This window comes from Comamonas thiooxydans (assembly GCF_002157685.2).
Taxonomy (GTDB): Bacteria; Pseudomonadota; Gammaproteobacteria; order Burkholderiales; family Burkholderiaceae_C; genus Comamonas; species Comamonas testosteroni_H.
In genome coordinates this window covers 685,998-698,263 of sequence record NZ_AP026738.1, presented here as the reverse complement: position 1 = coordinate 698,263, position 12,266 = coordinate 685,998, and the positions used below count along the sequence as shown (strand labels likewise).

Below are 12,266 nucleotides of genomic sequence, written 5' to 3'. Positions count from 1 at the left end.
CAGACTCAGACGCAGCTGATCGCCACGGCCTTGGCCACCAGATAGGCTTCCAGCGCTTCCGGGCCGCCTTCGGAGCCATAGCCCGAATCCTTGATACCGCCAAAGGGCAGCTCGGCCGATGGCAGAGCAGGCTGGTTGATCCACAGCATGCCGGCCTCCACATCCTGCGACAGCAGGTGCGTCGTCTTCAGCGAACGCGTGAAGGCATAGGCGGCCAGGCCATAGGACAGGCGATTGGCCTCCTGAATGGCATCCTCGATCCTGTCGAAGCCGCGAATCGCCGCCACGGGGCCGAAAGGCTCCTGGTTGAAGATATCGGCCGTCAGAGGCACGTCGGCCAGCACCGTGGGCGCAAAGAAGTTGCCGGCAGAGCCAAAGGATGCGCCGCCCGTCATCAGCTTGGCGCCGCTTTGCTCGGCGTTCTGGATCAGCTGGGTCAGCGCGGTCACGCGGCGCGGATTGGCCAGCGGGCCCATCTGCGTGCCCTGCTCCAGGCCGTTGCCGACCTTCAATGCTTCGGCATGGGCCACCATGGCGCGCGTGAACTCCTCGCGCACGCTGTTGTGCACCAGAAAGCGCGTGGGCGAGATGCAGACCTGGCCCGCGTTGCGGAACTTGGCCGCGCCTGCGGCCTTGACGGCCAGTTGCACGTCGGCATCCTCGGCCACGATCACGGGGGCATGACCGCCGAGTTCCATGGTGGAGCGCTTCATGTGCTGGCCAGCCAGGGCTGCCAGCTGCTTGCCCACGGCCGTGGAGCCCGTGAAGGTCACCTTGCGGATCACGGGGTGGGCAATCAGATATTCGGAAATCTGTGCGGGGTTGCCATAGACCAGGCCCACCACACCGGCAGGAATGCCGGCATCGACGAAACACTTGAGCAGGGCCGCGGGGGAGGCTGGAGTCTCCTCGGGGGCCTTGACCAGGAAGGAGCAGCCCGAAGCCAGGGCCGCGCCGATCTTGCGCACGATCTGGTTGACGGGGAAGTTCCAGGGCGTGAAGGCGGCGACCGGGCCCACGGGGTCCTTGATCACCAGCTGCTGCTGTTCGGGGCGACGCGAAGGCACGATGCGGCCATAGACACGCAAAGCCTCGTCGGCAAACCATTCGATGATGCCGGCGCCGGCAATGATTTCCACCTTGGCCTCGGCCAGCGGCTTGCCCTGCTCCTGCGTCAGCAGCGCGGCGATCTCGTCGGCACGCTCCTTGAGCAGGGCTGCGGCACGGCGCATGATGGCGCCGCGCTCATGGGCAGACACCTTGCGCCAGACCTGAAAGCCCTTGTCGGCCGCCGCCAGGGCGCGGTCCAGGTCGGCAATATCGGCATGGGCCACGCGGCCAATCACCTCGCCGGTTGCCGGGTTGCGCACATCAATTTTCTTGCCGCTGGCAGCGTCCTGCCACTGACCGTCGATCAAAAGCTGGGTATCAGGATATGCAGTGCTCATCGCATGACTCATAGGTGTCGGCCGCCGCTATCCCCCTGCAGACTGGCGCGACCAGGTGTGACAAATGTTCAGGGGTTACCGAACAAATTCTAGTCATGCGGGATCGGCACTCAGACAAAAGGGAGACAGCTGTCAGCAATCGACCTCATGCGCCCACGACCCGGCGCAGTTGCGCCTGCTCCAGCAGCCCGCCCAGGCCCTCGGCGGACGATGCGGCCAGCCTGACCACCTCGCCCACCACGAACACGCAGGGGCTGCCCAGTCCGCTGCTTGCCAGCGCCTGCGTCATCTGCCCCAGCTCGGTCAGGATCTGCTGCTGTGCAGGCAGGCTGGCGCTCTGGACCAGGGCCACCGGAGTAGATGCCGGCAGTCCGCCTGCCAGCAACTGCTGCTGGATGAGGGCGGCGGTGGCAACGCCCATGTAGATCACCAGCGTCAGCCCCAGCATCCGGGCAGTGCCGGCCAGCAGCTGCCAGTCATGGCCGGCACTGCCTGGCTTGGCATGGCCGGTGATGAACACCACGCCATGGGCATGGTCCCGATGGGTCAGCGGCACGCCCAGACTGGTGGCTGCGGCCAGCCCGGCGGTGATGCCGTTGACCACTTCCACGGCTATGCCCGCCATGCGCAAATGCTCGACCTCTTCGCCGCCCCGGCCGAAGATGAAGGGATCGCCGCCCTTGAGGCGCACTACCAGCTCACCCTGGCGGGCCGCCATGATCATGAGCTTCTCGATGAATTCCTGCGAGGTGCTCTCGCGCCCGCCGCGCTTGCCCACATGAACGATGCGGGCGCTTGCGCTGGCGAGCTTCACGATGTCGGCGGATACCAGGTCATCGGCCAGCAGCAGCGTGGCGGACTGGATCAGTCTCAGCGCCTTGAGCGTGAGCAGCTCCGGATCGCCGGGGCCGGCACCGACCAGATAGCAACGGCCCGCGGGCGACAGGGAAGTGGCATGGCTGTTTGTCATGGCTGGCCTTTCATATGCATTGCCGGACATTGAAATCTAGGCAGCGACCGGCAGAGCTGCCGACTGCGGCGCAGGCGTCGCATGCACCAGTTGCTTGATCCTGGGAATACAGGAGCCGCAGCGCGTGCCGCATCCCAGAGAAGATTTGAGCTGCGCGAGCCGTTCGTCGGCGGAGCCATCGCACACGGTCAGCGCCGAGCTGATGCTGGCCTCATCCACATTCATGCAGGCACAGATCTGTGGCGACCGGGCCGGCATGGCGGCGGGCGGCCTGGCACCCGAGGACAGCAGCAGACGCCCATAGCTTTGCACCGATTGCTCGTCGCGCAGGACCGGCCCCAGCCAGCGACCGGCGCTGGCGTCACCGCAGAGCAAAAAGGCATCGAGCCTGGGCTCCCCGGTCTGACGGCCAATCGCCATGGCACGGCTGCATTGGCGACGCGCGTCGGCATAGCGCATGGCCTGCGGGCCATCGAGTTGCAGCAGGCCATGCAGCCGCGCCAGCACCTCGGCGTCGGGCTGCGCATAGGCCGCCGCGCGGAACTGCACGCCGGTGCGGCCCTGATCCGCTTTTTCCAGCGGCACGGCGCGTCCGAACAGCACGCAGCTGGCAAAGTCGAACTCGGCCATCAATTCGCTCAAGGCCTGCCGAACCGACTGCACCTGCTGGTCATCAAGCCAGGCCATGCCCAGACAGGTCCAGGGCAGCTCGGCCTTGAGCAGCCTGACGGCCACATGCTTGAGCTCGGGCTGCTTGGAACGCGGGCAGCGCTCGGGCGTGGTCAGGGCGTTGACTCCCGCAAGCCGCTGTCCCTTGGAGCCCAGACCGCTCAGATACATGCTGCCCCAGTGCATGGGCAGATAGAGCTGTGCGGGCTGCAGCCCCCCTTCCGCCTGCACAGGCAGCACGATGGCGCCGTAGCGGTTGGACAGGTGGACCAGGTCGCCGTCCTGCAGCTGCAGGCGCTGCATGTCCTGGGGACTGACCTGCAGCTGCGGTTCGCTGACATGGGCGAACAGGCGCCCCAGCTGGCCGGTGCGCGTCATTCCATGCCATTGATCGCGCAGGCGGCCGGTGTTGAGACTGAACGGATGCCGTGCATCGCGCGGCACGGCCACCGCCTGCCAGGGCTGGGCATCAAAGCGCGCACGCCCGTCCTCGGTCGCAAACAACGCATCGCCATACAGACGCTGCCGGCCCTGGCCGGCGCCTTGAGGCATGGGCCATTGCTGGGGTCCCTTGACCTCCAGCACCGCCCAGCTCAGACCCGTGATATCCAGGTCGCGCCCGCGTGTGGACTCGCGATGCTCGTTCCAGACGGCTTCGGCTCCCGCATCGGCATTCGCCGTGTCATAGGGAAACAGGCTTGGCAGCGAGGGCCGCAGATGCTGTTCCAGACGCCGCGCCAGCTGCACGCCTATCTGCCAGTCATGGCGTGCCGCCCCCGGCGCGACCACGGCGGCGCGCACCCGCGAGATGCGCCGCTCGCTGTTCGTGACCGTGCCCAGCTTCTCGCCCCAGGTGGAGGCAGGCAGCAACCAGTCGGCATAGGCCGTGGTCTCGGTCGCGGCAAAGGCCTCCTGCACCACCACCAGCTCGGCACGCTCCAGCGCCCTGCGCACCATGGCCTGTTCGGGCATGCTCTGCGCGGGATTGGTGCAGGCAATCCACAAGGCCTTGATCTGCCCGTCGGCGGCAGCCTCGAACATCTCCAGCGCAGACTTGCCGGGCTGCTGCGGAATCGACTCCACACCCCATAGCCGCGCCACTTCGGCCCTGTGCCCTGCGTTGGATAGATCGCGATGCGCGCTCAGCAGATTGGACAGTCCGCCCACCTCGCGCCCGCCCATGGCATTGGGCTGGCCCGTCAGCGACAGCGGGCCTGCGCCTGGCCTGCCGATCTGGCCGGTGGCCAGATGCAGATTGATCAGCGCCGCATTGTTGGCCGTTCCGCTGTGGCTCTGGTTCAGACCCTGGCAGTACAGGCTGAGCGTGGGACGACGCACGTCCGTCGGCTCCTGGGCACCGCCCAGCGCCATCCAGCGCGCCGCCCGGTACAGGTCCGCCACGGGCAGGCCGCAGATGGCAGCGACCTTCTCGGGCGTGGCTTCGCGCACCAGCTCCTTGAGCGCTGCAAAGCCGCTGGTATGCTGGGCGATGAAGGCGCTGTCCGTCCAGCCCTCCCACAACATGGTGTGCAGCAGACCGTGAAACAGCATCACATCGCTGCCCGGCTGCAGCGGCAGATAGAGATCGGCCAGCTCTGCGGTCTCGGTACGGCGCGGGTCGGCCACGATGATCCTGAGTTGCGGATTGCGCGCCCTGGCCTCTTCCACACGCCGGAACAGAATGGGATGCGCCCAGGCCATGTTGCTACCCGTGATGAACATGCAGCCGGCCAGGTCTATGTCCTCGTAGCAGGCCGGCGGTGCATCGGCGCCCAGCGTGGCCTTGTAGCCGGCCACGGCACTGCTCATGCACAGGCGCGAATTGGTGTCGAGATTGTTGGTGCCCAGCAGGCCTTTGACCAGCTTGTTGAAGACGTAATAGTCCTCGGTCAGCAGCTGGCCGCTGAGATAGAAACCCAGTGCATCGGGACCATGTTCGGCGCGAATGCCGGCGATACGCGCCGCCAGTTCATCCAGGGCCTGATCCCAGCTCGCTGCCTGCGGCGTGGATGTCCGCTCCAGCCTGCGCATGGGTTGCAGCAAGCGGGCCTGCTGGGCATAGGCCAGCGCGGCCGTCAGATGCAGGGTGCTGCCCTTGGTACACAGACGGCCCGAGTTGGCAGGATGCTCGGGATCGCCGCGCACGCCGGTAATCTGCAGGCCATCGGATTCGATGATCACGCCGCAGCCGACACCGCAATAGGGGCAGGTGGACTTGGTTTCTTTCATGGTGTCCCCCAGAAGATGCGGAATCGACATTCACGGCAACAAGGGCCGCTGGATTGGGTCTCACACATGGCAGACTTTCGGTGAAATCATGCTGTAACGCTTTCTGAACAAGCGCATGCAGCTATTCATTTCATATCAACAGAGACACTAGGCCGTGGCGCAGCCGGATTTGCCCGCGCAATGTGCGGGACCGGCATGCGGCCGCTGCTGCTCCAGCGCACGGCTGGCCAGTTCGTCGGCGCGCAGCTGCACCTCGCCGCTCTCCACGCGTACGCTGAAGTACGGGGTACAGCCTTCGTCGGGGGCTGCCGCCTCGCCGCTGCTCAGTGCAATCGTCCAGTTGTGCAGCGGGCAGGCCACACTGCGCCCGAACACAATGCCCTGCGACAGCGGGCCGCCCTTGTGCGGGCAGCGGTCCAGCAGCGCGAACACCTCGTCGTCGGCATTGCGGAACACAGCCACATCCAGCCCTTGTGCACGCGCCACGCGGCGCGCTCCCAGCACAGGGATGTCCTCAATCATGCAGATAGAAATCCATTCGCTCATTTGCATCTCCTAAGCTCCCCCTGAGCCGCTTTGCGGCTTCCCCCTCTCTCGCTTCGCGGGAGGGGGACGACGGCCTCACTGCGGGGCGGCGGGGCCGCCCAGGCCCTTGCTCGCCGTCCCTTGGCTATGCCGCGCCAGGTTCGTAAATTGCTGAAAAATTGAAATAGGTTCTCGGTTTCAGGCAATAACTGACACATCAGCAGGCAGAGCCCGAAACTGGCGCGTATCCACGGCCGCCTTGTCGGCTTCGAACCAGGGATCGGGCTCGCCATCCAGTGCAAACTGCAGCTGCTCCCACAGCGCCCTGCGGCCCTCGGCATCGTCGAGGATGCGTCGCTTGACATAGTCCAGACCCACGCGGTTGATGTAGTGCACCGTGCGCTCCAGATACCAACCTTCCAGGCGATACAGCTGCATGAAGGCGCCCGTGTACTCCATCACCTCTTCGGCGGTCTTGAGCTTGGTGAAGAAATGCGCCACCTCGGTCTTGATGCCGCCGTTGCCGCCCACATACATCTCCCAGCCCGAGTCCACGCCGATGATTCCCACATCCTTGATGCCGGACTCCGCGCAGTTGCGCGGGCAGCCGCTGACGGCGAACTTCACCTTGTGCGGTGCGTACATGCGCCACATGGCGCGCTCCAGGTCCTTGCCCATCTGGGTGCTGTCCTGCGTGCCCATGCGGCACCATTCGCTGCCCACACAGGTCTTGACCGTGCGCAGCGCCTTGGCATAGGCATGGCCGCAGGGCATGCCGATATCGTTCCAGACGGCCTGCAGATCCTCCTTCTTCACGCCCAGCAGATCGATGCGCTGGCCGCCCGTGACCTTCACGGTGGGGATCTGGTACTTGTCCACCACATCGGCAATGCGGCGCAGCTCGGCGGCCGTGGTCTCGCCGCCCCACATGCGCGGAATCACGCTGTAGCTGCCGTCCTTCTGGATATTGGCGTGGCTGCGTTCGTTGATGAAGCGGCTTTGCGGGTCGTCCCTGGCTTCCTTGGGCCAGGTGCTGATCAGGTAGTAGTTGACGGCCGGGCGGCAGGAGGCACAGCCGTTGGGCGTGCGCCACTCCATGAAGCGAAACACTGCATCCGTGCTCAGCAGCTTGTGCTCAGCGATCGCATTGCGCACGGCCTGGTGCCCGTGGTCGGTGCAGCCACACATGGCCTTGGTCTTGGGAGCCGCCGAGTAGTCGCCGCCGGCCGTGAACATGATGATCTGCTCCACCAGCCCGGTGCAGGAGCCGCAGCTGGCACTGGCCTTGGTGTGCTTGCGCACATCGTCGAGCGTGAACAGGCCCTTGTCCTTGATGGCCTTGCAGATCGCGCCCTTGGTCACGCCGTTGCAGCCGCAGACCTCGTCGCCGTCGGCCATGGCCGCGGCCTTGCTCTGACCCTGGTGGCCGGTGTCGCCGAGATTGGATTCGCCGAACATCAGCTTGTCGCGGATATCGGCCACGCTGCGGCCCTCGCGCAGCAGCTTGAAGTACCAGCTGCCGTCCACCGTGTCGCCGTACAGGCAGGCTCCGACCAGCTTGTCGTCCTTGATGACCAGCTTCTTGTAGACCCCCGCATAGGGGTCGCTCATGAGAATTTCCTCGGTATCGCCGCCGCCCTGGAAATCGCCTGCAGAGAACAGATCGATGCCCGTGACCTTGAGCTTGGTCGAGGTCAGCGAGCCCAGGTAGCGGCCGATGCCGAACTCGGCCAGATGGTTGGCCAGCACCTTGCCCTGCTCGAACAGGGGCGCCACCAGCCCGTAGGCAATGCCTCGGTGTGCCGCGCATTCGCCCACGGCATAGATGCGCGGATCGGTCACGGTCTGCAGCGTATCGCTGACCACGATGCCGCGGTTCACATGCAGGTGCATGGACTCGGCCAGTTCGGTGCTGGGACGAATGCCCACGGCCATCACCACCAGTTCGGCCGGGATCTCGCTGCCGTCCTTGAAACGCACGGCGCGCACGCGGCCACTGCGCCCGTCGTCCTCGTCGCCCAGCAGTTCCTGCGTCTGCGCCTGCATACAGAATTGCATGCCGCGCTCGGCCAGCGATTTCTGCAGCATGCGGCCCGCCTGATCGTCGAGCTGGCGCTCCATCAGCCAGTCGCCGACATGCACCACGGTGACCTGCATGCCACGCTTCATGAGGCCGTTGGCCGCTTCCAGTCCCAGCAGACCACCGCCGATCACCACCGCATGCCTGAGTGTCTTGGCCGCTTCGATCATGGCCTCGGTGTCGGCGATGTCGCGGTAGGCCAGCACGCCCTCCAGGTCCTTGCCGGGGATGGGCAGGATGAAAGGCTTGGAGCCCGTCGCCATGATCAGTCGGTCGTACTCGGCGCTGGCACTCTCGCCCTGGGCATTGACCGCATGTACCGTGCGCCGGGCCCGGTCCACGGCCGTCACGGTATAGCCGGCGTGCAGCAGGATATGGTGGTCCTGGTACCAGGACCAGTCGTTGAGCACGATATCGCCGAGCGTCTGCTCGCCGGCGAGCACGGGCGACAGCAGAATGCGGTTGTAGTTGGGATGCGGCTCGGCGCCGAAGACCGTGATGTCGTACAGATCGGGGGCGATGGCCAGCAGCTCTTCCAGCGCGCGCACGCCTGCCATTCCGTTACCAATCATGACCAGTTTGGATTTTTTCATCTGAGTCCCCGTGGGCTTGCGAAAAAGGCCTCCCGCCCAGAACCCCTGCGTTTGGCAGCTGCACCTCCGAGGAAGCGCCTGTGTCCTGAGACGGCCCGGCAACAAAAAAAGACGTCTGCATGCCTCATGACTTGCATGAGCATGTAGACGTCTTTGTCTTTTGGGTTCTGATCCAGCCTTGCACCATCACCCGGTGGCCGACCTTGGCCACGACAGGAAACATGCAATTGCCGTGCCAGCTCTGCCGTCTCGCGGAATGCAGCCGACCGGGACGATGTGCACCATCTTTGTGCCTGTGCGCCGCTTTGCTGTGCACCAAACAAACATGGCGCCCCGGGGCGCCATGCTGCAGATATCAGGCCAGGGCTCAGGCCGCTTTTTCCACGTGGCCCTGACGCGTGTAGAGAAAGTCGATCACGGCCTTGCGGTAGCTCTGATAGCGGGCATCCTCAGCCAGCTCCACCCGGCTGCGCGGGCGTGGCAGTTCCACATGCAGCACCTCGCCAATCGTGGCAGCGGGACCGTTGGTCATCATCACGATCTTGTCGGACAGCAGCACGGCCTCGTCCACATCGTGCGTGACCATCACCACGGTGCTCTGGGTGCGTGCCACGATCTCCAGCAACTCGTCCTGCAGCTTGGCACGCGTCAGGGCATCGAGAGCGCCGAAGGGCTCGTCCATGAGCAGCACCTGGGGCTCCATGGACAGGGCACGGGCAATGCCCACGCGCTGCTTCATGCCGCCCGAGATTTCGCCGGGGCGCTTTTGCGCCGCATGGCTGAGGCCCACCATGGCCAGCGCCGCATCGGTGCGCTGCGCCAGCTGTGCCTTGCTTTCGCGCTTGCCGAAGACACGCTCCACAGCGAGGTGCACATTGCCCCAGCAGCTCAGCCAGGGCAGCAGCGAATGGTTCTGGAAGACCACCGCGCGCTCGGGCCCGGGGCCCTTGATTTCCTTGTTGGCGCACAGCAATGCACCGCCCGTGGGAATGGTCAGGCCGGCAATCAGATTGAGCAGCGTCGACTTGCCGCAGCCCGAGTGCCCGATGAGACTGACGAACTCGCCCTTGGCAATGTTCAGATTGATGTCGCGCAGTGCGGGAAACAGTCCCTTGGCCGTCTTGAAGGTCTGCTCCACCCCGTGGATCTCGATGTACTTGGTGCTGAGAGATGTATGCATGAGGTACTCCTTGCTTTTTTCCGAGGCCACCGTGGCGCCGGCTTTGCCGGGCCACCGGTGGTGCCCCCTTGAGGGGGTGACGCGCCCGAAGGCGCGGCTCAGGGGTGGGTTAAGTCTTGACCTCTTCAAACGTAAAGGCCGAAGCCAGCTTGACCAGGGCCCACTCCAGCACCAGGCCCACGATGCCGATCACGAAGATGGCGATGATGATGTTCTTGACGTTGAGGTTGTTCCACTCGTCCCAGACCCAGAAACCTATGCCCACGCCGCCCGTCAGCATCTCGGCGGCCACGATCACCAGCCAGGCCGTGCCCACGGCCAGGCGCACGCCGGTCAGCATATAGGGCAGCACGGCAGGAAACAGAATGGTGGTGGCGATCTTCCACTCCGACAGATTGAGCACGCGCGCCACATTCATATAGTCCTGGGGCACACGCTGCACGCCCACGGCGGTGTTGATGACCATGGGCCAGATCGAGCAGATGAAGATGGTCCAGATGGCTGCCGGATTGGCGCCCTTGAACACCAGCAGGCCGATCGGCAGCCAGGCCAGCGGCGACACCGGACGCAGCAGACTGATCAAGGGATTGAACATGCGCGACAGAAAGCCGAAGCGCCCGATCACGAAGCCCAAAGGAATGCCGACCAGTGCCGCCAGACCGAAACCCAGGGCCACGCGCTGCAGCGAGGACAGCACATTCCAGCCCACGCCCTGGTCATTGGGTCCGTTGCGGTAGAAGGGATCGCTGAACACCTGCAAGGCCTGCTCCCAGGTCTCGGCCGGGGTCGGAATGCTCTTGCCTGTACTGCTCGATACCAGCGACCACAGGCCGACCAGCAGCGCCAGCCCCAGCACCGGAGGCAGGACCTGACCAAATAGCTGTTCAGCCCATTGGCGCAAGCGGCTGGGTGCCACCGCAACCGGAGCCGTGGCTATCGCTTTGGGTTTGATATCTTTTTGCACTTCAGCCTTTACAAGTTCTGTGCCAGCGGCTATCTCTTTTGAGGCTTCGAGCAGCGCATCATTGGCCGCCTGGGCTGCCAGTTGCGGATCGTGCGGGGGATCGAGTTCGAGCGGTGAGTGAAGTACGGCACTGACCATGATGGTTCTCCGTTAAGGTGGCGGCCTCAGGCCTTGATCTTGAAGCTGTCGGCGTACTGGGCAGGGTTCTTGCCGTCCCACACCACGCCGTCGATCAGCTTGCTGGTGCGCAGCACATCTTTGGGCACGCTGACCTTGAGCTGGCTTGCCGCCTGCTGGTAGAGGTCGATGCGATTGATCTGCTTGGCCACAGACAGATAGTCGGGATGGGCCTTGAGCAGACCCCAGCGCTTGTGCTGGGTGAGGAACCACATGCCGTCCGACAGATAGGGGAAGTTCACAGCCCCGTCGTTGAAGAACTTCATGTGGTTGGGGTCGTCCCAGGTCTTGCCCAGGCCGTTCTGGTAGCGGCCCAGAATGCGCTGATTGATGGCGTCCACACTGGTGTTGATGTACGACTTCTGGGCCACGGTCTCGGCCATCTTCGTCTTGTTCTGCAGGCTGGCGTCGATCCAGCGACCGGCCTCGAGAATCGCCATCATCACGGCGCGGCAGGTATTGGGATTCTTCTGAGCGAACTCGCCCGTGGTGCCCAGCACCTTTTCGGGATGGTCCTTCCAGATGTCCTGCGTGGTGTTGGCGGTGATGCCTATGCCATCCATGATGGCGCGATGGTTCCAGGGTTCGCCCACGCAGAAGCCATCCATATTGCCCACGCGCATATTGGCCACCATCTGGGGCGGCGGCACGGTGATCAGCTTGGCATCGGACAAAGGGTTGATGCCCGCAGCCGCCAGCCAGTAATGCATCCACATGGCATGGGTGCCGGTGGGGAAGGTCCCGGCAAACGTGTATTCGCGTTTTTCCCTGGCCATGACCTTGGCCAGGCTGGCTCCGTCGACCGCACCCTTGTCGGCCAGGGCCTTGGACAGCGTGATCGCCTGGCCGTTGTTGTTCAGCCCCATGAGCACCGCCATGTCCTTCTTGGGGCCGCCAACGCCCAGATGCAGGCCGTAGACCAGGCCGTAGAGCACATGGGCGAAGTCCAGCTCGCCGTTGACCAGCTTGTCGCGCACGCCGGCCCAGCTCGCTTCCTTGCTGAGAACGATCTTCACGCCGTATTTCTGGTCCAGGCCCAGCACCGAGGCCATGACCACGCTGGCGCAATCGGTCAGCGGGATGAAGCCGATCTTGACCTCTTTCTTCTCCGGCGCGTCGGAGCCTGCGGCCCAGGCGCCATGGTGGCCCAGCGTGCCATAGAGGGCGGCGGCGCCGGCCACGCGCAGAAACTCACGCCGGCCACCGGCAGATACGGGCTCCGGCACGGGAGCAGTAGTCAAAGAAAGGCGCTGGCTCATGAGAAAACTCCATCAAGAATCGTGGTGAAGGCGATCCGGAAAACAAAAAGGCGCCCTTCCCTCCCCGGGTGTGAGGAGAAAAGGACGCCGTTGTCCCAGGTCACTCGTAATAACGCTTTAAGCGCGACCGCCTTTGGTCTGCTTGACATCAACAGTCATGCACAAACCATGC

The 12,266-nt window shown here is 64.5% G+C and carries 8 protein-coding genes; all 8 read right to left on the bottom strand.

The window, feature by feature from the left end; genetic code table 11:
* Window positions 1-5: 5 nt before the first annotated feature.
* The 8 genes from CTR2_RS03140 to CTR2_RS03105 all read right to left on the bottom strand — a co-directional run bounded on the left by CTR2_RS03140 (window position 6) and on the right by CTR2_RS03105 (window position 12,094).
* Complete coding sequence (locus tag CTR2_RS03140; RefSeq protein ID WP_087085115.1) at window positions 6-1,448, bottom strand: NAD-dependent succinate-semialdehyde dehydrogenase; 1,443 nt, start codon at window positions 1,446-1,448, stop codon at window positions 6-8.
* Between the two features lie 145 nt (window positions 1,449-1,593).
* Entirely contained in the window at window positions 1,594-2,418 is an 825-nt protein-coding gene (gene cobA / locus CTR2_RS03135) for a uroporphyrinogen-III C-methyltransferase (RefSeq protein WP_087085116.1), read from the bottom strand.
* A gap of 36 nt (window positions 2,419-2,454) precedes the next feature.
* The gene (locus CTR2_RS03130; RefSeq protein ID WP_087085259.1) at window positions 2,455-5,316 is read right to left on the bottom strand and encodes a nitrate reductase; all 2,862 of its coding nucleotides are present in this window, start codon (window positions 5,314-5,316) and stop codon (window positions 2,455-2,457) included.
* Window positions 5,317-5,463: 147 nt separating this feature from the next.
* Window positions 5,464-5,862 carry a nitrite reductase small subunit NirD gene (nirD, locus tag CTR2_RS03125; protein ID WP_087085117.1) on the bottom strand — a complete coding sequence of 133 codons (399 nt, stop codon included), beginning with the start codon at window positions 5,860-5,862 and terminating at the stop codon, window positions 5,464-5,466.
* Window positions 5,863-6,039: 177 nt separating this feature from the next.
* On the bottom strand, window positions 6,040-8,514 hold the full coding sequence (gene nirB, locus CTR2_RS03120) for a nitrite reductase large subunit NirB (RefSeq protein ID WP_087085118.1): 2,475 nt from the start codon (window positions 8,512-8,514) through the stop codon (window positions 6,040-6,042).
* Between the two features lie 367 nt (window positions 8,515-8,881).
* On the bottom strand, window positions 8,882-9,694 hold the full coding sequence (locus CTR2_RS03115) for an ABC transporter ATP-binding protein (RefSeq protein ID WP_087085119.1): 813 nt from the start codon (window positions 9,692-9,694) through the stop codon (window positions 8,882-8,884).
* 109 nt (window positions 9,695-9,803) lie between these two features.
* Window positions 9,804-10,796: a nitrate ABC transporter permease gene (gene ntrB, locus CTR2_RS03110; protein WP_087085120.1), complete on the bottom strand. Its 993-nt coding sequence runs from the start codon at window positions 10,794-10,796 to the stop codon at window positions 9,804-9,806.
* A gap of 26 nt (window positions 10,797-10,822) precedes the next feature.
* Window positions 10,823-12,094 carry a CmpA/NrtA family ABC transporter substrate-binding protein gene (locus CTR2_RS03105; protein WP_140401079.1) on the bottom strand — a complete coding sequence of 424 codons (1,272 nt, stop codon included), beginning with the start codon at window positions 12,092-12,094 and terminating at the stop codon, window positions 10,823-10,825.
* Between the last annotated feature and the right edge of the window lie 172 nt (window positions 12,095-12,266).

Bases quoted from the DNA above. Each gene is read 5' to 3' on its own strand.
- ntrB (WP_087085120.1), bottom strand. From the start codon at position 10,796: ATGGTCAGTGCCGTACTTCACTCACCGCTCGAACTCGATCCCCCGCAC.
- CTR2_RS03105 (WP_140401079.1), bottom strand. From the start codon at position 12,094: ATGAGCCAGCGCCTTTCTTTGACTACTGCTCCCGTGCCGGAGCCCGTA.
- nirB (WP_087085118.1), bottom strand. From the start codon at position 8,514: ATGAAAAAATCCAAACTGGTCATGATTGGTAACGGAATGGCAGGCGTG.
- CTR2_RS03130 (WP_087085259.1), bottom strand. From the start codon at position 5,316: ATGAAAGAAACCAAGTCCACCTGCCCCTATTGCGGTGTCGGCTGCGGC.
- nirD (WP_087085117.1), bottom strand. From the start codon at position 5,862: ATGAGCGAATGGATTTCTATCTGCATGATTGAGGACATCCCTGTGCTG.
- CTR2_RS03115 (WP_087085119.1), bottom strand. From the start codon at position 9,694: ATGCATACATCTCTCAGCACCAAGTACATCGAGATCCACGGGGTGGAG.
- cobA (WP_087085116.1), bottom strand. From the start codon at position 2,418: ATGACAAACAGCCATGCCACTTCCCTGTCGCCCGCGGGCCGTTGCTAT.
- CTR2_RS03140 (WP_087085115.1), bottom strand. From the start codon at position 1,448: ATGAGCACTGCATATCCTGATACCCAGCTTTTGATCGACGGTCAGTGG.